Origin of the sequence: Rhodopila sp. (assembly GCF_965276935.1) — a bacterium.
In the GTDB taxonomy this organism is placed as follows: Bacteria; Pseudomonadota; Alphaproteobacteria; order Acetobacterales; family Acetobacteraceae; genus Rhodopila.
On the sequence record NZ_CBDIBS010000004.1, the window covers coordinates 1,530,759 to 1,550,870 of the forward strand.

Consider the following 20,112-nt stretch of genomic DNA (forward strand, 5'->3'; position numbering starts at 1 on the left):
TCGCCTACCACCACGCGGAAGCCTCCATCCCGATAGTCACTTCGAGGCGATCTCTGGAAGTGGCGCCATGGACGCCGCCTTCTTCGCCTCGGCGACCCAGGCGGTGAACTCTTGCGGCGTGACCGCCTTTACGGAAATTGGCATGCGGCTATGGTTTTCCCCGCAAATCTGGTTGCACTCGCCATAGAAGGTGCCGACCTGCGATGCCTCGATCCAGGTCTCGATGGTCCGGCCGGGGATCGCATAGCGCTGCACGCCCAACGCCGGAATGAAGAAGCTGTGGATCACGTCCCCGCTGGTTGTCAGGATGCGGATCTTCTTGCCGACCGGAATGACCATCTGCTCATCAACATCCAGCAGGCGACGCTGACCCGGCTTCAGATCCTCATCCATGATATAGTGGCTCTGGATGTCGAGATTGTCCTGATCCGGGTAGCTGTATTCCCAATACCACTGATGCCCGGTGACCTTGATGGTCATGTCCGGGTTCGGGGTGCGGTCCTGATAGTAAATCAGACGGAACGACGGGATCGCGATGATCACCAGGATCAGCACCGGGATGACAGTCCACGCCACTTCGATGATCGTGTTGTGGCTGGTCTGGCTTGGCACCGGATTGCGGCGCGCGTTGTAGCGAAACATGACCCAGAGCAGCAGCCCGCCGACGAACAAGGTGATCAGGGTGATGATCACCAGCACCAGATCATGCAGCGCTATTTCCTTGCTTTTGATTGGGCTGAACGCCCGCTGCATGCCCATTTCCCAGGCGCGTGGCGCGCCGACCACCGATTGCGCCCACGCGACAGGCGCTGCCGACATCAGGAAGGCCAGCCCCCACAAGACTCCCAAAAACCGCTTGATTATTGGCATAAAACAATCATCCCACTCGCTCGCAAGGCGCAAACCCCGAAGTCCGGCCTCTTCGCCGTCCGCCTAGCGGACGAACCAGCGAAGATCAAGATGCCGGGAAGCTGTCTGCCGCGATCATCGCGGACAAGATGCGATGTAGGGTGAAAGCGTCAGACGCGAAGCCTGACAAGCGTGAATATCCCAACCGGCGGAACCGGCTCCACCTCGATCTGCGCCAGGTCCTCGGCTGAGAAGATCGCATCCATGGAAAAATCCGGATGCCAGCCAAGGGCCCGTGATGCCGGCGCCATCGCCCGTTCCAGCCACCAGCGCGGTCCCTTGGAGGCAGCAAAATGATTGATCAGCAGGATATTGCCGCCCGTCCGCACCAGCCGGCGCATTTCGGCCAGCAGCCGCCGAGGATTAGGCACGACGGACGCCACGAACATCGCGACCGCAATGTCGAATGAAGCGTCGGCGAAGCTGGTCGCCTCGGCGTCCATTTCATGCAAGGCCTCGACGTGCGCCAGACCGTCGCGCCGTGTCCGCTCGCGTGCCTTGCGCAGCATCTCGAGAGACAGGTCGATGCCGGTGATGCGCTTGTCATGATTGTATTGGGGCAGCGCCAGGCCAGTGCCAACCCCGACTTCCAGAACATCCCTGCCTGGCAGCGTGTTCGCGAGATCAACCGCGCGCAGTCGACCTTTGGAAGACACGCCGCCGAACACGGTGTCGTAAATACCAGCCCATCGCCGGTAAGCTTCCAGGATCGAGGCTGTGTCCAGCGCCGCAGCCGGACCGAACGGTGCCGTCGGAGCGGTTACGTCCCGCTTTCCCATCGTTCTGCTCATAAGCTGACTGCAATCCTTCCGACGATCGCCCGAAGCTCGACGGCGATTTGCCGGCTCGAGGCACCCCCGGCTCGTGAAACTTACGCCTTAGATGACGACGCACCATGGCGCAAGCGGGCCACAAGCCGGTGTGATCGAACGATAGCCGTCAGCCAGGCTCAAGACGTCGTGGACGGCTCGCGTGTCGTCGTTGTCGTCGTGCGAGTACCAGGTGCTGCGATCGTACCGCTCGGCTTGGCGTTGGCCTCTTCCATCGATTCGTCGTCCGGCTCCGCCATGTTCTTCTTGAACGACTTGATGCCCTTAGCAAAGTCACCCATGACGCCGCTGATCTTGTTCCCGCCGCCAAAGAGCAAAAGGATCACGGCCAGAACGACCAACCAGTGCCAGATGCTGAAGCTACCCATGGATCCTCCAAAAATCCGCGCGATGATGAGTTTCCGCCGATAAAGCTCACATCGTCTGGCTCGCGTCGGCCAGCTCATCGCCCACTAGCGGACATGGCGCGAGTTGAAGCACGATGCAAGTAAAGACTGCCGTCCGGGGCCGCACAAGGTTACGCGCCAGGCCGGCTGCTCCGATGATAGGGATGCCCCGCCGCGATCGACCGGGCACGATAGAGCTGTTCCGCCAGCATGGCGCGGACGAGAAGATGCGGCCAGGTCATCGCGCCGAGCGACAGCACGAAATCAGCTCTGGCGAGGACGGGTGCATCCAGGCCCTCGGTGCCGCCAATCAGGAAGCAGATCAATTGTCCACGCGCCAGCCATCGCTCGAGATGTGTCGCAAGCTCTTGACTATTCAGCGCAATGCCCCCCTGATCGAGCGCTACCGCGAAGCCCTGCCGCGGCACCGCGGCAACCAGGGCCGAAGCCTCGCGACGTCTGACTTCGGCGGGACCGCCGCGCGCCTCGGGCAGTTCAATGACGGCGAGTTTGGGCTGCAGCCTGGTGTTGTAGCGGTGAAACAGCTCGGCCTCCGGTCCCGCCCGAAGACGCCCGATGGTGATCAGGTGCATGGGTCCGAATTCATCGTTGATCCATCTGGCGGAGCAAAAGTTCCACCCTTGCGAAGGGATGGACGTGCGGGCTAAACACCTGCTCCCGAACCGGGGGCGCGTAGCTCAGCGGTAGAGCACTACCTTGACACGGTAGGGGTCACAGGTTCAATCCCTGTCGCGCCCACCATTTCTGGCGAAGGTCAGGGCGCTGTCCCGGACCTGTCAGGATGCCGTCATGCCGGTGCGTCGGTTGATCCTAACATCAGAAGCGCGGTGCACCTGAGTAAACCACCGGCCCATCGCTCAGCAGGGCCTCAGTCCGCCTCGGCCCCCATCTTCGCCGCGAGCGCCGGCATACGGCTGCGCCGTGGCGACAGCCAAAGTTGCAGCCGGCCGAGATAAAGGTAGATCACCGGCGTTGTGTACAGGGTCAGGATCTGACTGACCGCCAGGCCGCCGACCATCGCGAAACCGAGCGGACGCCGCAGCTCTGATCCTGCGCCGGTGCCCAGCATGAGGGGCAATCCGGTGAGCAGGGCCGCCAGCGTCGTCATTAGGATGGGCCGAAAGCGCAGCAGACAGGCTTGGCGAATGGCATTGAACGGAGTCTGGCCGTCGCGGCGTTCAGCGGTGATGGCGAAATCAACCATCATGATGCCGTTCTTCTTGACGATGCCGATCAGCAGGATGATCCCGATCACCGCGATCATCGACAGATCATAGTGGAACAGCAGCAGCATCAGCAGCGCACCCAGGCCGGCGGACGGCAGCGTCGACAGAATGGTCAATGGCAGGATGTAGCTTTCATACAGGATGCCCAGGATGATGTACACCGTGATGACGGCGGCGATGATCAGATAGGGGGTGCTTTTCAGCGATGACTGGAAGGCCTGCGCGTTCCCCTGGAACGACGCTTCCATGGTGACCGGCGTATTTAGATCCCGCATCGCGGCGTCGATCGCGCTGACCGCATCGCCGAGCGCCGCGCCCCGTGCCAGGTTGAACGATATCGTGACGGCGGGAAACTGGCTCTGGTGGCTGATTGACAGCGGCTGGACCGGCCGTGTGCTCCATGTCGCGAAGGTGGATAACGGCACGGACTGGCCGGTGCTGGAGTGGACGTATAGGCTCCTCAATGTGTCCACGGTTGCCAACTGGTTTGGCGGCACCTCCAGGATCAGGTGATAGCTGTTCACTTGGGTGAAGTATTGGGCGATCTGGCGCTGTCCGAAGGCGTCATACAAGGTATCGTCGATAACCTGCGGCTGGATGCCGAATCGCGCCGCCCGATCGCGGTCGATCACCAAGGTCGCTGTCGTGCCGCCGACCTGCTGATCGGATGTCACATCACGCAGCATCGGCAAGGTCTGCAGCTTCCCGAGCACCTTGGGCGCCCACTCGAACAGCTCATTCAGACTGGCGTCCTGCAGCGTGTACTGGTACTCGGTTTTCGAAATACGTCCGCCCAGCTTGATATCCGGGATCGCCTGCAGAAACGCTCGGCCGCCCATGACGGCGTTGAACTTCGGCCGGTTGCGGTCGATGAACTGCTGCGCGTTGCCGCCGGTTCGCTCGTCCCAGGGCTTCAAGGCGATGTACATCCGGCCGTTGTTGCCGGTCTGGCCGCCAACGCCGGCGCCCACCAACGCGCCGTAGGACGCGGTATCCGGGTCGGCCGCGACAATGGCGTTCAGCTTCTGCTGTAGCTCCGCCATCCGCGTGAAGGAGATGTCCTGCGCACCCTCGCTCGCGCCGAAGATCACGCCGGTGTCCTGGGCGGGGAAGAACCCTTTCGGAATGATCATGAACAGGTAGACGGTCAGGCTGGCGGTGGCCAGGAACACCATCAGCGTGATGAACTGAAAGCGCAGCGCCACATCCAGGGTGCGCCGATAGCCGCCAATCAAGCCTTCCAAGAACCTCTCGACCATGCGATAGGCCCAGTTATGGCCGCCTGCATGATGCCGCAGAAATCGCGAGCACATCATCGGCGTCAACGTCAGCGAGACGAAGGCCGAGACCAGCACCGCGATCGTGACGGTCATGGCGAATTCTCGGAACATGCGTCCGACGATGCCGCCCATCAGCAGCAGCGGGATGAACACCGCGACCAGGGAAAAGCTGATGGAGACAATGGTGAAGCCGATCTCTCCGGCGCCCTTCAGCGCTGCCTGCATCGGATCCATGCCATCCTCGATATGGCGGAAAATGTTTTCCAGCATCACGATCGCATCGTCCACGACGAAGCCGACGGCGATGGTCAGCGCCATCAGCGACAGGTTATCCAGGCTGTAGCCCGCGATGTACATCACCGCGCAGGTGCAGATCAGCGCCACCGGCACGGTGATGGATGGAATGATGGTGGCCCAGAGGCTGCGCAGGAACAGGAAGATCACCATCACCACCAGGGCGACGGACAGCATCAGGGTGAACTGCACATCGGCCAGCGACGCACGGATCGTCAACGTGCGGTCCATGATGATGTTGACATGGACCGAAGGCGGAATCGACGCTTCAAGATGCGGCAGCCCAGCCTTGATGCGTTCGACCGTATCAATGACATTGGCGCCCGGCTGCTTGAACACGATCAGCAGGATGCCGCGCTTGCCGTTCTGCCAACTGCTGAGAAGCTGATTCTCCGGCCCGTCAACCGCCCGCCCGACATCGCGCACCCGCACCGGCGCGCCATTGCGCCAGGCCAGGATCACGTCGTTGTACTCCGCCGCCTTGGTCAACTGATCATTGTCGAACAATGCGAAGGACCGGTTCGGCGTGTCGATGACGCCCTTCGGGCTGTCCACCGTGGCGTTGACCAGGACGCCACGCACGTCCTCCAGCGTCATGCCCATGTTCGCCAGCTTGGCGGGATCGACCTGGATGCGCACGGCACGCTTCTGCTCGCCGCCGATCAGCACCTGGGACACCCCGGCGATCTGCGACATCTGCTGCGCCAGCACGACATCGGCATAATCATCGACGTTGATCAGCGGCAACTCGTCGGACTGCACCGAAATGATCATGATCGGCGAGTCGGACGGGTTCACCTTGTAGTAGGTCGGCGCCGACGGCATGTTTTTCGGCAATTGGCCGTTGGCGGCATTGATCATGGCCTGCACATCGCCGGCGGCGCCATCGATGTTGCGGTCCAGGTCGAATTGCAGGGTGATCTGCGACTGGCCGAGCACGCTGACGGACGTCATCTGCGCCACGCCGGGGATCTGCGCGAACTGCCGCTCCAGCGGCTGCGCCACGGTGGATGCCATCGTCTCGGGACTGGCGCCGGGAAACTTGCCAGTGACATTAATGGTGGGGAAGTCGATGCGCGGCAGCGGCGCGACCGGCAGGAACGGGTAAGCCGCGAGACCGACCAGTACCATGGCCGCGGTCAGCAGCGACGTGGCGATCGGGCGTCGAATGAACGGCGTCGAGATGCTCATGTGCCTGGCCTTCCCCGGACGATCAACTGCCGGATTTCACCGGTGACGACGCATCCTCCCGGATCGCTACCTTGCTTCCGGCCTGTAATCTGGATTGGCCGGCAACCACCACGACCGCACCGGCGGCCAGACCGCGGGAGATGACCGACACGTCATCTTCCTCCCGCGTCACCGTGACCGGCTGCACCGATACCGTCTTGTCCGGCCCGATTTGGTAGACGTAGAGCCCATCCGGACCATGCTGAACCGCCACCGACGGTACCGTTACCACCTGGGCGTCGGTGCCGATCAGCAGCCTTGCGCGAACGAACTGACCCGGCCAGAGGCTGTGGCTGGCATTCGGGAAGGTCGCCTTCACCTTGATTGTGCCGGTGCTGACATCAATCATGTTATCGATCGTGAGCAGCGTGCCGCGATCCAGCTCCGTCTTGTCGTCGGAGGCGTAGGCCACAACCTCCAGCGGATGCTTGCCCATGGCCTTGGTGATCGCCGGCAGGGTGTCCTGCGGCAGCGTGAAAGTCAGCGCGATCGGCTGCACCTGCATCACGGAAATGAGCGGGGTCATTTCGCCGGAATGGACAACGCTGCCCGGATCAACATTACGCAGACCGATGCGGCCGGCGAATGGCGCGGTGATGTAGCAGAAACTCAGGTTCAGTTGCGCGGACTCGATCTGCGCCTCATCGCCCAGGATCGAGGCGGTGAACTGTTTCACCATTGCCTGCTGCGTATCGAGCTGCTGGTGCGACGCGAAGTCCTGCTTGACCAAGGACGCATACCGCGCGAAGTCGGCCTGGGCGTTCGCCAGTTGCGCCTGGTCCTGCTGCTTCTTGGCCATCGCGGTGTCCAGCATGGCCTGATATGGGCGAGGGTCGATGACCGCAAGCAGGTCCCCCTTCTTGACATCCTGGCCCTCGGCGATTGGTACCTGGGTCAGCGTGCCGTCAACCCTGGGACGCAGTTGTACGCCGTAATTCGGTTGAACGGTGCCGAGGCCGCGCAACCAGATCGGCACGTCCTGCTGGACCGCTTTTGCCACACTGACTGGAACCGCGGACGGTTGAGCGCAGGCAGGGGTCGCGGTGACCGCCGCCAACAACAGCCCACCGAACAAAGCCAGTTTAGCCTGCAAGCCGCGCCGGCCCTGATCAATCATGACGGTTGTCCCATATCCCAGGAAGCTCTCCATGGTGTTACCATGAAAAAGCCGCCACAAAGCATATGACGGTCAGGTGACCAATCACGATTTTCTTTTTTTCGTTTTCAGCCGTCCTGAAAATTGGATTATTATTCAAATCAGGCGAGTGCGCCAGGGTGAATATCTGGTCACGCGGCACGTCGCGTCGCGCCTTGCCTGTCCATGCATGTCACATTATGGCAAGATAGTTGGATGACATTCGTTGGATTCGGGTCAGCCAGGGGTCAGCAGATGGGTCCGGTCACACGGGTCGGTGTCACCGTCACGTTCCTGCGGATGGACCATGCGCCGAGGCAACTCTTCCATGGCCGGGCATCAGCGAGCGACGCATCCCTGACATTGCCGGCAAAATTCCAGGTTGTGCGCGCGCAGGCTCCGTCGGTTCCCTTCTACCGCTACCTGTACAACACGGTGGGTGCCGATTACGTCTGGTGGCTGCGCCGGACGACGTCGGACAGCGATTTGGCGGCGCTGCTCCGGGACCCGGCGATCAGCATCCACACGCTGTACGCGGATGGCGAACCGGCCGGCTTCTTTGAACTCGATGCGCGCACCTGGCCGGACGTCAACCTGAGCTATTTCGGCCTGATGCCGCGCTCCATCGGCACCGGTTCCGGCTATGCCTTCCTGCGCTGCGCCGTCGACGAGGTCTGGCGGCGGGGCGCCCGCGGCATGACCGTGAATACCTGCACCGCCGATCATCCGCGTGCCCTGCCCACCTACCTGCGCGCCAACTTCCAGATCGTCCGGCAGGTGCGGGAAATCTGGAACGTTCCGACCAGCCTGGGTCTGCGCATCCCGGCCCGCTTGAAGCTTTGACTCCTGAAACCTTGCCTGCGTCGGCGAACCCGCTCGCCCTCTACATTCACTGGCCGTTCTGTCTGGCGAAGTGCCCGTACTGCGACTTCAATTCGCATGTCCGCGATCGGATCGATCAAGACCGCTTCGCCGCCGCGCTGCGGCGGGAGCTGGCGACAGAGGCGGATCGTCTCGGGCGCCGGCGCCTGACCTCGGTGTTTTTCGGCGGCGGCACGCCAAGCCTGATGCGGCCCGCGACGGTCGCCGCGCTGCTGGATGACGCGGCCCGCCTGTTCGATCCGGAAGACAATCTTGAAATCACCTTGGAGGCGAACCCGACCAGCGTCGAGGCCAGCCGTCTGGCCGGTTTCCGCGCCGCCGGCGTCAACCGGATCTCGGTCGGCATCCAGAGCCTGGATGCGGATGCGCTGCGGATGCTGGGCCGCGAACATTCGGTCACCGAGGCCATCGCCGCCCTGACCCTGGCGCGCGCGCTGTTCCCGCGTGTCTCCTTCGACCTGATCTACGCGCGTCCAGGTCAGTCACGCGACGCGTGGCGGGCAGAGCTGCAAGCCGCCCTGGCGATCGCCGCCGATCATCTGTCGCTGTATCAGCTCACGATCGAGCCAGGCACCCGGTTCGAGGCACTGCATCGGCAGGGCCGTGTGATCCTGCCGGACGAGGACCTCGCCGCGGAGCTTTACCGCACCACCGAGGCGGCGTGTGCCGAGGCCGGCCTGCTTGCCTATGAAATCTCGAACTACGCCGTATCCGGGGGCGAAAGCCGCCATAACCTGACCTACTGGCGGTATCAGGATTACGCCGGCATTGGTCCCGGCGCGCATGGACGGATCATGCTGAATGGGACGCTGCACGCCACCCGCCGGCATCGCGCGCCGGAAGCCTGGGCGGAGCGTGTCGAGCGGCTTGGCCACGGACTGACGACCGATGACCCGGTGCCGACGGCGGAACGGGCGCGTGAGGCCCTGCTGATGGGACTGCGCCTGACGGAAGGCATCGATCTGGCACGCTTCCACGCACGCACCGGGCAGAGCGTGCAAGCATCCGTCAACCAGGTCATGCTCGCCGCGGTCATCGAGGAAGGCTACATCCGGCAGACCGCCGACCGGCTGATCGCGACACCGGAAGGACGGCTGCGGCTGGATGCGCTGCTGTCCGCACTGGTCCTGTAATCCGGCTGCCCGCTGCGTTCGGCATCTGATGCATTTGGCGGAGACGGTTTCAGGCGGCGGAGAACTTCAGAGAGCGTGCTCGCCTGGGGCTGACCCAGTCAGAAGGCGTGAATCACGCGATCGAACAACGCGTTAAATCGCGATTCGTGGGTCAACCTAAATCAATCGCGCTTTAAGTCCCTAGCAGAGGATCTGGCGCTGACTGAGCGGGACAGGATAACAGTATTTGGACGGTCGGGAGCTGCTCGCGCCCGCCGCGATCGCCATGCTCCGCCTTGATCACAGGTTTATTCGCCGCTAGCGTTTCAGGTGCGTGACCAAAGCTTATCTTCTCTGGTGACATTTCAACCATTCGCGCCTTTGATACATTGATGGACGGTCCCATACCCTCATCCAATCTGACATCCCAACTCGACGCGGACGAGACCGCGCCGTTTCGCTTGCTGATGCCGAAGCGACATTTCTCGCCGGTTCTGTTCACCTCGTCTCATTCAGGTCGGGTCTACCAGGCGGAGTTTCTTTCAAGTGTCCGCCTGTGTCCGCTCGATCTGCGTCGCAGTGAGGACAGTTTTGTCGATGATTTGTTCAGTGCCGCGCCCGAACACGGCGCGCCGCTGCTGGCGGCAAACTTTCCGCGCGCCTTTTGCGACGCGAACCGGGAGCCATGGGAGCTTGACCCGGCGATGTTTACTGATCCGCTGCCGACATGGGTGAACACAACCAGTACGCGGGTGGTGGCCGGCCTGGGTACTATCGCCAGGGTCGTCGCCTCGGGGGAGCCGATCTACCGTGCCAAACTGACCTTCGCGGAAGCCGAGCGGCGGATTCAAACCTATTGGCGGCCGTTCCATGACACGCTGACTCATTTGGTTCATGCAACGAAAGCGCGCTTTGGATACTGCTGGCTGATCGACTGCCATTCGATGCCGTCCAACAGCCAACTCCGGCGGTCAGGCGGCCGGCTGGTGGATTTCGTGCTGGGCGACCTGCACGGCGTATCCTGCGCTTCCCGCGCGACGCAGTTCGTCGACACCTTTCTATCCGGTCAGGGGTTTCTGGTACGCCGAAATGACCCCTATGCCGGTGGTTTCATCACCGCGCATTACGGCCGGCCCGCCGATGATATTCATGTGCTGCAGATCGAGATCGCACGCGGGCTTTATATGGATGAAGCCCGCATCGAGCGGCAACCGGGGTTCCCTGTCATTCAGCGGCAGATCACCGAACTGATCGAGGCTTTGACGCACGAGGTCTATGACCTGATTGGCTGAGTTGGTCAGGCCAGATCTGCGCTGGCAATCGCATTATCCCAGGGCCAAAGCCGCCTGCTGATCGAATGACACCCTCGCAAGGCATGGCTTCCCCCGTCCGCTTGGCTGAGGCCAAAAAAAGTGGCGGAGCTTTTGGCTCCGCCAAGTTTAGGGAGGAAACGTCCAAGAAAGCAGACAGCGCGGTCAGGGACCGCATTGCTGCGATGCACAAGTTAGGCGCGGCCCAGACCAAACGCAAGTCTTTTTTTGCAGTGCAGCATCGCTCTTGTCGCTATGTCGATGCGCGATGCCTTCAGGCTTCAACCCGAGCGTTGCATCTTCCGAGGGAAGCGCGGTAGCAAGGCTACAGTCTCCGCCTGGCCCTAGTCCGATTCGTCCGCCTTGAGCGGTTCGGCCAGACAGACGTGAATACGCTCTGCCTATAAGCCGGGTCCGTCACAGCACCCGCATTCGTGATCAGGAGCCGCTTGATGAAGCCTTGGACTCTCATGTGTCTCGCTGGCGCTGCTTTCCTCGGCGCCTGTTCGTCGGATAACACCTCGGGCAGCGCCAACGGTGCTGGCGGCACCACCACCACCAACGCCAGTGGCTATGGCGCGGGCGGCGCGGGTCACGGCACACCCGGCAGCGAGGAAGATCTGGTCCAATCCGCGGGCGATCGAATTTTCTTCGACACCGACCGCAGCACCGTCAGCGCGCAGGCACAGGCGACGCTCGACCGCCAGGCTTCCTGGCTGCAGCAATACGCCCAGGTGAACGTCTGGGTCGCCGGCAACTGCGATGAACGAGGCACCGAGGAATACAACCTGGCGCTAGGCCAGCGCCGGGCTAGCGCGGATCGCGACTACCTGGTCGCGCACGGCATCAACCAAGGGCGGATCGAGACGATCAGCTATGGCAAGTCACGGCCAATTGATCCAGCCTCGACACCCGAGGCGTGGGCGCAGAACCGCAATGCGATCACCTCGGTCAAGTAGCCGCAACCGGGCGTTCCTCTTGAGCGTGATCGTCTGAGGCTGCCCCAGTCAGAAGACGTGAATCACGCGATCAAACAATGAGTTAAAGCGCGATTCGTGGGTCAACCTAAACCAATCGCGCTTTATGCCACGACCGGATTCGGCCTGCCCGCTGATCCGGCCCGCCGCCGCCTAGAGCAATATCAGCCTGACTGGAATAGCGAAGCGATCTCAGGCTGATGAAATTGCTCGTGAAATACAGCTAGAGCGGTTCCACGCTTGGTGGAACCGCTCTAGTGATACCCGATATCGGCCCGGACCTTGCCGCGAAACACCCAGTACGACCAACTCGTGTAGATCAGAATGATCGGTAGCAGGATCAGTGTGCCAACGAGCAGGAACGCCTGGGTAGACGGGTCCGAAGCCGCCTCCCAAAGGGTGAAACGATGCGGAACGATCATCGGCCATAGACTGATGGCGATACCAAGATACGACATGGCGAACAGTGCGACGGCGCCCAAAAATGGCCCATGGCTGGCATGATTGGTCGAGATTGACCGCCACGTCGCCACGCCAACAAGACATGTGATGATCGGGATCGGTGCCAGGATCGCGATATTGGGCCATCCGAACCATCGGTTGCTGATGCCGCTGTTCATCAACGGCGTCCAGATGCTGACCACCAGCACAGCGGCGGCGACACCGGTCAGTGCCACGCGTGCCCAATGGCGGGCTTTCACCTGTAGCGCGCCCTCGGTCTTCAGGATCAGCCAGCCGGCACCCAGCAAGGCGTAGCCGAACACCAGGCTTACGCCGGTCAACAAGGAGAAGGGCGTGAAGCAGTCCAGGCTGCCGCCGCTGAAGACGCGGCCGGTTACCTGAAAACCTTGGATGAAAGCGCCCAGCGCCACGCCCTGTGCGAAGCTGGCAATCAAGGAGCCATAGGCGAAGCCATAATCCCAGAAGCCACGGTTAGGCCGGTCGCGGAACCGGAACTCGAACGCCACGCCGCGGAAGATCAGCGCCAGCAGCATGATCAGGATGGGGAAATACAGCGCTGGGATGATGATCGCGAAAGCCAGCGGGAAAGCCGCGAATAGTCCGACGGAACCCAGGATCAGCCAGGTTTCGTTGCCATCCCAGATCGGCGCGATCGACCCCATCAGAAGGTTGCGGTCGACGGACTCCCGCGCGAAGCCATACAGGATGCCGACGCCCAGGTCGAAGCCATCCAGCAGAACATAAAGGAAGATGCCCAGGCCAAGGATGAAGGTCCAGATGGGAACGAAGTCGACCATGATGTCTATTCCGCCGGCACTGGGCGAACCGGCGACGACGGCCGGCCACTCTGAACAGCCTCCCGCGGCGTCTCGTCGACGCTCGGCCCGCTTCTGATGATGCGCGAAACGACCAGCCAGCCGCCGGGATAGATGACCGTATAGACTAGGAAGTAGCCGGCAAGTGAAACCGCCACGTTCCAGCCGGTCAGCGAGGGCGACACGGAATCGGCGGTGCGCAGCAGACCATACACCGTCCAGGGCTGACGACCGGTTTCCGTGGTTGTCCAGCCTGCCAATACGGCGATAAAGCCAAGCGGGGCGCCCCATTGGCAGACCAGCAGGAACAATGGGTTGATGAAGACGCTGCCATGCCGGCGCAAGACATTTCCCGCCACCACGATGCCTAGCATCAGCAGGCCGACCCCCACCATGATGCGGAAGGCGAAGAACGGCAGAATGACCATCGGCCAGTCCTTGCGTGGAAAATCCTTCAGGCCGCGGACCGTGCCGTTGGCGTTGTGGGTCAGGATCAGGCTACCCAGAACCGGCACTTCAATAGCGTCGTGGTTCGTCGCGTGCTTCTCGTCCGGAATCGCGAACAAGGTCAGCGGAATGCGCGAGCCGGTGTCCCAACGGGCTTCGATCCCGGCCAGTTTCGTCGGCTGATAGTGCAATGCCACCAGGCCGGATGCGTCGCCCAGCACGATCTGGATCGGCACCAGGGCCAGCAGCAGCCACAGGGTGATGGACAGCATGAGCCTGGCTTCGGGAATGAAGCGGTTTCTGCGCAGGTAGAAGCCGGCGACGCTTAGCACGACGAAACCGGTGGTGATGTAGAAGCCGACGACGGTATGGCCAAGCCGCGTGGGGAAGGAGGGATTGAAGACGATCGCCCACCAGTCCCGCGGCATGAAGCGGCCGTCAACGATCTTGTAGCCTGCTGGCGTCTGCATCCAGCTGTTCACCGACAGAATCCAGAATGTCGAGAGCAAGGTGCCAAGGGCGACCATCATGGCCGCGATGAAGTGCGCCCAGGGTGGCACCAGCTTGCGGCCGAACAGCAGCACGCCTAGAAACGCCGCTTCCAGAAAAAACGCGGTCAAGCCTTCATAAGCCAGCATCGGCGAGATGATATTCGCGGTCGCGTCCGCGTAGCGGCTCCAGTTCATGCCGATCTGGAACGGCATCACGATACCGGACACCACCCCCATGCCGAAGGTCACCGAGAACACCCGGATCCAGAAGGTGGAGATCCGCAGATAAATCCCGCGGCCGGTAAAGAAGCTGAGACCTTCCATGAAGGCGATGAAGGAGGCGAGGCCGACGGTCAGCGCCGGCAGGATGATGTGCCAGGCGACCACCCAGACAAATTGCAATCGCGACAAGATAAGCGGGTCCAAGCTCATGCCCCTTCCTTTGGCCCTTTGGCGTGCGCTGGCTATAGTGGCGTAGGCGACGGGGGAAGGCGGCCTGGAGCAGGTTGCTCCCGCCGATCGCTGCATGCGCAGGGTGATAGCCGATCATCCGATAAGGAGGAAGACATGGCACTGACAGTGGCGGTCATCGCGCCAGGCATGATGGGAAGCGCCGTCGGTAAACGCTTGTCGGAAACCGGCGTGACAATTCGCACATCCCTGGCCGGCCGATCGCCGGCGAGCCACGCGCGGGCCGCGGCCGCTGGGATGCTCGACGCGGGCGATGCACAGATCGCGGAAGCCGACATCATCCTGTCGATCGTGCCGCCCGGCGAGGCGCTGGCGCTGGCGGAGCGGCTGGCTCCGGCCATGCGCGCGGCGAGCCGCAAGCCGATCTATGTCGACTGCAACGCTGTCTGTCCGGACACCGTGCTGCGCATCGATAGCGTGGTGCGTGAAGCCGGCGCTCGCTTCGTGGATGGTGGCATCATCGGCCCGCCGCCCGAGCTAGACGCGCGGAAGACCCGGCTTTATCTCTCGGGACCCGATGCCCAGTTGGTCACGGTGCTACAGCGGCACGGCCTGTCGACGCCGGTGCAACCGGGGCCGGTGGGCGCGGCCTCCGCCATGAAGATGTCCTATGCCGGCATCACGAAGGGCTTTACCGCACTGGGTGCGGCCATGATGTTGGCCGCCACGCGCGCGGGAACGGCGGACGCGCTGATCGCCGAGATGCAGGTCAGTCAGCCGGCGCTGCTGGACTGGCTGACGACGCAGATGCCGAAGATGCATTCCAAGGCCTACCGTTGGGTGGCGGAGATGGAAGAGATCGCGGCATTTCTTCACCAGGACCCCGACGGTGCTGACTTCTACCGTGCCGCCGCTCGGCTATACGCCCGTATTGCCGACGACTTCGACGGGCCACGTGCCGAATGCGCCGCGCTGGACGCGTTCTGCGAGAAAAACCCGTAGCGGAAGCAAGGCCGATCCTATTCCGGCGGCAGCAGTTCTTCCAGCTTGCTGACCAGCTCGTCCCGCCGGAATGGCTTCTTCAGGACGTGGATCGCATCGTTGTCGTGAAAGCGAGCCACGCCTTCGGCCAGCCGCAGATAGGCTTCGCTGAAACCGGAGGTCAGGATGATCTGCGTATGAATGCCCGTTAGCAGGACCTCGTTCAGCACGTCCACGCCATCTTTCTCGGGCATGATCATATCAAGAATAACAATGTCGGGTCGAAATTTGATAAACGCGTCCAGCGCCTGAAGCGGATCATTCACGGTCTCGACTTCCAAGCCGATTGTGGACGCCACGAGTCCAACGACTTTGGTAATGCTAGCCTGATCATCGATCACCAGAAGTTTGCCACGCATCTTGGGTTCCAAATACATTATGTTCGCCGGCTCGGGGATCGGCCGTTGATGCATTATACCAGTTGGCATCAAGTATGACAGGCCAGGACCCTGTGGTAGCCATCATCGCCGGGCGATCGACCACCGCGATAGGGCGTCGGCGACCTCTCGGCTTCACCCAACGCAGGCTGGTATCGGACTGTTGTCAAGTCCCTACTTCGGGTACGGCCTTTCCATCATTGTCGTGAACGAGCCTCGGTTTTCTTGATGGGAGGCTGCTGTTGACCGGCCGCTTCTGTTCGTCCTTGACACTGACTGGTTTAAAGATGCTGATCATTAACGAAATGTTAATCCGGCATTAAATGCTGCCAGGCTTTGCCGAGGCATGGCAAAGCGGCATTTGTTGGCATCTTGTCTTAATCTTGATTCGCTAAAGTATAAGACTGAAATGGCCCACCACGGCAACATTCAAGAAACAGCTCCGTTGCGTCCAAAACTTTGAACGGCCGGCGGCCACCCGCGCTCGGGGTCGGCCAGATCTATCGGTTCGCCCCCGGCACCCAGAGCACGTCGGAAGCGCCGTTGTCGTTCAGCACGCGCGCCAGCACGAACAGATGGTCAGACAGCCGATTCAGATACTGCCGGACGAAGGGATTGAGATCGTCCACGCGCACGACCGCACGCTCCGCGTGGCGCACCGTCACCCGCGCCAGATGGGCGAAAGCGGCGCCATCCGAGCCGCCAGGCAGCACAAAGCTGGTCAATGGCCGCACATCCGCGTTCATCGCCTCGATTTCAGCTTCCAGCCGCGTGATCGGCGTGGCGTTCAGGCGGAGCCGATCGCCGCCCCCCCCTGGGACGCCCTCCCCTGGGACGCCCTCCCCTGGGACGCCCCCCCTTGGGACACATAGGTCCGCGCCAAGGTCGAACAGGTCGTTCTGGATGCGCGCCAGCATGGCATCCGCCGCCGGCTGATCACGGGTCCGGGTGCGCAGCAGGCCAAGCACGGCATTGGCCTCGTCCACCACGCCCATTGCCTCGACCCTCAGGCTGTCCTTCGGCACCCGCTGACCATTACCCAGGGAGGTCTCACCGCCGTCACCGCCCCGTGTCACCACCCGATCGATCCGTACCATCTGGATGTCCTTATCCCGAGTCAAAAATGAACCGCATCGGCATGTCGAAGGGAACCGCCCGTCCATCCTTCAGCGCCGGCCGGAATCGCCACTTGAGCACCGCATCCAAGGCGGCCTGGTCCAGTGATGCAACCCCCGACGTCTTCGCGATATCAGCCCCGGTCGCAGCGCCCTCTTCGTTGACATGAATGATCAAGACCACCGCCCCGTGGTCGCCCCGTATGGCCGCATCATAGGGATAGATCGGCGGCCGGTTGCGGAACCTGTCATCCGGAGAAGCCGGAATGACATGTCCGCCCAGGACAATGGCATTACTTTCGCTGTCCGTGCCATCCAGGTTGAACACCAGCGCCTCCGGTTTTTGTGGCGCGGCAGCCTTTGGTTGCGCGGTCGCCTCGGCATTGGGTTTTGCTGCCGCCGCCGCCGTTGGTGCCGCCGCCGCGGCCGGTGGCATCGGCTCTCCAGACAGTTCAGGCGGCGGGGGCGGCGGCAGAAGGGGCGGCGGCAGAGGGGGCGATGGCAAAGGAGGCGCCGGGGCGGCGGCCGCTGTCTTTTCGGCCACCGCCGGTTTTGGCTGCGGCAATGGCGGCCGCGGGGATGGCGGCGTCTGGGTCTGTGGTCGGCCGCCCGCAGAAGGCTTGCCGCTGCCCTTCTTTTCAACCATCAGCAGTTCAACGGTGCCGACCGGGTTCGCCGCTGGGCTGGCTGGCCGCGATCGCACCATGAACAAAAGAAAACCCGCGAACAGCAGATGCGCGCCAATGGACAACAGGCCGGCGATCCACCATGACCGGCGCTCCGCCATCGATACGAAGCTTCGCCGCCGTCCTGTCATGGCCCCGATGAACGCCCCGATAAACGCCATGTCAAAAACCCGGGACGCCTCAAAGTTCCATCCGTCATTGCAATCGCGCGTGATACCACCAGCGCGATCGGGCTGGTGGTGCGCGAAGCCAGTCCATCGAGGCTCAGGATAATGGAAAACGGGGTTTCATGCCAGAAGCCAACGGCGTCCGGTCTGATCTTGCTTTCGACATCGCGCGAACACGCAGGCTATCATGTCCGCATGGTCACCAGGCCACCAGACGAAATCTTGCGGGCCCTGCGGCGCATGCGGCTGCTGGATGACGCTCAGCCCACTGGCGAGCGCCTGACCGGCGGGGTTTCGTCCGACATATGGCGCATCGATCTCCCCACCGGCCCAATCTGCATCAAGCGCGCGTTGGACAGGCTCCGGGTGGAGGCCGATTGGCGCGCGCCGGTCGAGCGCAACATCTATGAGGCGCGCTGGATGCGCGTTGCCCGCCAGGCCGCACCGCATGCCGTTCCCACCCTGCTCGGCCAGGACGAGGAAGCCGGCCTGCTGGCAATGTCATACTTGCCGCCGGACCGCTACCGCCTTTGGAAGACCATGCTTCAGGCGGGGATGGCGGACACCGACTTCGCCGCGTCGGTCGCGGCGACGATGGTGCGTATCCATGGCGCCACCGCCCGCGATCCCACCTTGGCCAAGGCCTTCGCGACCGAAGCGATATTTCGTGCCATCAGGCTGGAGCCTTACCTGATCGCAACAGGCCGCGCGCATCCCGATCTGGCGGACCGGCTGGACCGGCTGGCTGCCGCGACGGCCGCCACCAGGATCGCGCTGGTGCACGGTGACATCAGTCCGAAAAATATCCTTTCGGGTCCGGACGGGCCGGTGTTTCTCGATGCCGAATGCGCCTGGTGGGGCGACCCAGCCTTTGATCTGGCCTTCTGCCTGAACCACCTGCTGCTCAAGTGCATCTGGGTTCCCGCCGCCACGGCGGGATTCCTCGGCTGTTTCGCGGCCATGGCATCGGCCTATCTCGCGGCGGTCGACTGGGAGCCGGCGGCGGCATTGCAAGCCAGGGCCGCGCACCTGCTGCCGGCGCTTTTGCTGGCAAGGGTGGATGGCAAGTCGCCGGTCGAGTACATCACCACGCGGCAAGCCAAGGACGCGGTCCGCCGCTTCGCTCGACGCCTGCTGCAACAGCCGCCTGACCGTCTAACCGACATTGCCCGCGCCTGGGAGCGAGAAACAGACCGATGACCGACACCAGCATTGCCTTCATTCACGCCCGCCGCATCTGGGACAGCCGCGGGCGGCCCACCATCGAGGCGGACGTCCTGCTGGAAGGCGGCGCGGTGGGGCGGGCAATCGCACCCGCCGGCGCCTCGACCGGAACGCATGAGGCGCTGGACCTGCGCGATGGCGGTTCGGCGTTCGGCGGCTATGATGTCACCAGGGCGCTGGCGCACGTCAACGGCGTGATCGCCAATGCGGTGATCGGCCTGAACGCCGCCGATCAGGAGGCATTGGACGAGCGCCTGATGGAGCTTGACGGCACCCGGAACAAGACCCGCCTGGGCGCCAATGCGTTGCTCTCGGTCTCCATGGCCGCGGCGCATGCCGCCGCCGCGGCGGCGGGTCAGCCGCTGTACCACTATCTGGGTGGCCCCGATGCGGCCCTGATCCCGCTGCCGCAGATCCAGATCTTCGGCGGCGGCGCGCATGCCGGCCGGCGCGTCGACATCCAGGACTTCATGGTGATGTGCCCGGCCGCCAGTTCCTTCGCCCAGGCGCTCGACTGGACCGCCGAGGTCTATCGCGCGGCCGGCAGCTTGATGGCGGAGGCCGGGAACCTCGCTGGCGTGGCCGACGAAGGGGGATGGTGGCCGGTCTTCGCGACGAACGAGCAAGCCCTCGATATGCTGGTGCGTGCGATTGAGCGCGCCGGCTTTCGTCCAGGCGAGCAGATCGGCATCGCGCTCGACATCGCGGCATCGCAGTTCGGCCGGGACGGGCTTTACAAGATCGCGCTGGACCAGGTGGAACTCGATAGTGCCGGCATGGTCGAGCTGCTGACCGGTTGGATCGGCCGCTATCCGATCCTGTCGATCGAGGACCCGCTGGCCGACGATGACCTCGATGGCCTCGTCGCCTTGACCCGTGCGGTCGGCCACAAGGTGCAGATCGTCGGCGATGATCTGTTCGTGACCGATGCGGACCGGCTGCGCGATGCCGCAACCCTTGGCGCGGGCAACAGCGTGCTGCTGAAACCCAACCAGCGCGGCACGTTGACGGAAACCCTGGACGCCAGCCGGGTGGCACGCGACATCGGCTACGCCCCGATCGTCTCGGCTCGATCAGGCGAGACTGAGGATATCACGATCGCGCATCTTGCCGTCGGCTGGGGGGCCGGACAGCTCAAGGTCGGCAGCTTCAGCCGCGGCGAGCGCATGGCGAAGTGGAACGAGGTTCTGCGCATCGAGGAAGCCCTGGGTGGCAAGGCCCGCTTCGCCGGCGGCGCCGTTCTCGGACGATGCGCCGGATGATGGACGCAAGGGCAAGCCGCCA

The 20,112-nt window shown here is 62.9% G+C and carries 18 protein-coding genes and 1 tRNA gene; 8 read left to right on the forward strand and 11 right to left on the reverse strand.

Translation table 11 applies throughout. The annotated features are described in order from the left end of the window. Nucleotides 1–36: 36 nt before the first annotated feature. The 4 genes from coxB to ACQY4S_RS23375 form a co-directional block, all read right to left on the reverse strand. On the reverse strand, nt 37–870 hold the full coding sequence (gene coxB, locus ACQY4S_RS23360) for a cytochrome c oxidase subunit II (RefSeq protein ID WP_428487588.1): 834 nt from the start codon (nt 868–870) through the stop codon (nt 37–39). A gap of 149 nt (nt 871–1,019) precedes the next feature. Then, nucleotides 1,020–1,688, reverse strand: coding sequence for a class I SAM-dependent methyltransferase (locus ACQY4S_RS23365; RefSeq protein WP_428487589.1), 669 nt, complete (start codon nt 1,686–1,688; stop codon nt 1,020–1,022). A gap of 170 nt (nt 1,689–1,858) precedes the next feature. After that, nucleotides 1,859–2,107, reverse strand: coding sequence for a twin-arginine translocase TatA/TatE family subunit (locus ACQY4S_RS23370; RefSeq protein WP_428487590.1), 249 nt, complete (start codon nt 2,105–2,107; stop codon nt 1,859–1,861). 149 nt (nt 2,108–2,256) lie between these two features. Then, entirely contained in the window at nt 2,257–2,718 is a 462-nt protein-coding gene (locus tag ACQY4S_RS23375; RefSeq protein WP_428487591.1) for a 23S rRNA (pseudouridine(1915)-N(3))-methyltransferase RlmH, read from the reverse strand. Nucleotides 2,719–2,812: 94 nt separating this feature from the next. Between ACQY4S_RS23375 and ACQY4S_RS23380 the strand changes: the two genes are divergently transcribed. Then, nucleotides 2,813–2,887 (forward strand) — tRNA-Val (locus ACQY4S_RS23380). 127 nt (nt 2,888–3,014) lie between these two features. Here ACQY4S_RS23380 and ACQY4S_RS23385 read toward each other — a convergent pair. Both ACQY4S_RS23385 and ACQY4S_RS23390 read right to left on the reverse strand, forming a co-directional pair. Beyond that, entirely contained in the window at nt 3,015–6,137 is a 3,123-nt protein-coding gene (locus tag ACQY4S_RS23385) for a multidrug efflux RND transporter permease subunit (RefSeq protein WP_428487592.1), read from the reverse strand. Between the two features lie 22 nt (nt 6,138–6,159). Continuing rightward, entirely contained in the window at nt 6,160–7,293 is a 1,134-nt protein-coding gene (locus ACQY4S_RS23390) for an efflux RND transporter periplasmic adaptor subunit (RefSeq protein WP_428487593.1), read from the reverse strand. Between the two features lie 234 nt (nt 7,294–7,527). On the opposite strand from ACQY4S_RS23390, the gene ACQY4S_RS23395 reads away from it, so the two are divergent. The 4 genes from ACQY4S_RS23395 (at nt 7,528) to pal (ending at nt 11,574) form a co-directional block, all read left to right on the forward strand. Continuing rightward, nucleotides 7,528–8,154 (forward strand): GNAT family N-acetyltransferase, encoded by a 627-nt coding sequence (locus ACQY4S_RS23395; protein ID WP_428487594.1) that lies wholly within the window; start codon nt 7,528–7,530, stop codon nt 8,152–8,154. Between the two features lie 11 nt (nt 8,155–8,165). After that, nucleotides 8,166–9,326 (forward strand): radical SAM family heme chaperone HemW, encoded by a 1,161-nt coding sequence (gene hemW, locus ACQY4S_RS23400; protein ID WP_428487595.1) that lies wholly within the window; start codon nt 8,166–8,168, stop codon nt 9,324–9,326. Nucleotides 9,327–9,697: 371 nt separating this feature from the next. After that, nucleotides 9,698–10,597 carry an N-formylglutamate amidohydrolase gene (locus tag ACQY4S_RS23405; RefSeq protein WP_428487596.1) on the forward strand — a complete coding sequence of 300 codons (900 nt, stop codon included), beginning with the start codon at nt 9,698–9,700 and terminating at the stop codon, nt 10,595–10,597. 470 nt (nt 10,598–11,067) lie between these two features. Beyond that, nucleotides 11,068–11,574 (forward strand): peptidoglycan-associated lipoprotein Pal, encoded by a 507-nt coding sequence (gene pal / locus ACQY4S_RS23410; RefSeq protein ID WP_428487597.1) that lies wholly within the window; start codon nt 11,068–11,070, stop codon nt 11,572–11,574. A gap of 272 nt (nt 11,575–11,846) precedes the next feature. Here the strand turns inward: pal and cydB are convergent, their stop codons facing one another. Continuing rightward, nucleotides 11,847–12,851: a cytochrome d ubiquinol oxidase subunit II gene (gene cydB, locus ACQY4S_RS23415; protein ID WP_428487598.1), complete on the reverse strand. Its 1,005-nt coding sequence runs from the start codon at nt 12,849–12,851 to the stop codon at nt 11,847–11,849. A 5-nt stretch (nt 12,852–12,856) separates the two neighbouring features. Further along, a complete protein-coding gene (locus tag ACQY4S_RS23420) occupies nt 12,857–14,239 on the reverse strand; it encodes a cytochrome ubiquinol oxidase subunit I (RefSeq protein ID WP_428487599.1) in 1,383 nt (460 codons plus the stop codon). 135 nt (nt 14,240–14,374) lie between these two features. Here ACQY4S_RS23420 and ACQY4S_RS23425 point away from each other — a divergent pair, with 135 nt between their 5' ends. Beyond that, a complete protein-coding gene (locus ACQY4S_RS23425; RefSeq protein WP_428487600.1) occupies nt 14,375–15,220 on the forward strand; it encodes a DUF1932 domain-containing protein in 846 nt (281 codons plus the stop codon). Between the two features lie 17 nt (nt 15,221–15,237). Here the strand turns inward: ACQY4S_RS23425 and ACQY4S_RS23430 are convergent, their stop codons facing one another. The 3 genes from ACQY4S_RS23430 to ACQY4S_RS23440 all read right to left on the reverse strand — a co-directional run bounded on the left by ACQY4S_RS23430 (nt 15,238) and on the right by ACQY4S_RS23440 (nt 17,568). Continuing rightward, nucleotides 15,238–15,600, reverse strand: a complete 363-nt coding sequence (locus ACQY4S_RS23430) for a response regulator (RefSeq protein ID WP_428487601.1) — start codon at nt 15,598–15,600, stop codon at nt 15,238–15,240. A 536-nt stretch (nt 15,601–16,136) separates the two neighbouring features. Then, nucleotides 16,137–16,733 (reverse strand): cob(I)yrinic acid a,c-diamide adenosyltransferase, encoded by a 597-nt coding sequence (locus ACQY4S_RS23435; protein WP_428487602.1) that lies wholly within the window; start codon nt 16,731–16,733, stop codon nt 16,137–16,139. 10 nt (nt 16,734–16,743) lie between these two features. Further along, nucleotides 16,744–17,568 carry an energy transducer TonB gene (locus ACQY4S_RS23440; protein WP_428487603.1) on the reverse strand — a complete coding sequence of 275 codons (825 nt, stop codon included), beginning with the start codon at nt 17,566–17,568 and terminating at the stop codon, nt 16,744–16,746. 231 nt (nt 17,569–17,799) lie between these two features. Here ACQY4S_RS23440 and ACQY4S_RS23445 point away from each other — a divergent pair, with 231 nt between their 5' ends. Both ACQY4S_RS23445 and eno read left to right on the forward strand, forming a co-directional pair. After that, the gene (locus ACQY4S_RS23445; protein ID WP_428487604.1) at nt 17,800–18,804 is read left to right on the forward strand and encodes a phosphotransferase family protein; all 1,005 of its coding nucleotides are present in this window, start codon (nt 17,800–17,802) and stop codon (nt 18,802–18,804) included. Further along, complete coding sequence (gene eno, locus ACQY4S_RS23450; RefSeq protein ID WP_428487605.1) at nt 18,801–20,090, forward strand: phosphopyruvate hydratase; 1,290 nt, start codon at nt 18,801–18,803, stop codon at nt 20,088–20,090. The genes ACQY4S_RS23445 and eno overlap by 4 nt, the downstream gene beginning before the upstream one ends. Nucleotides 20,091–20,112 lie beyond the last annotated feature (22 nt).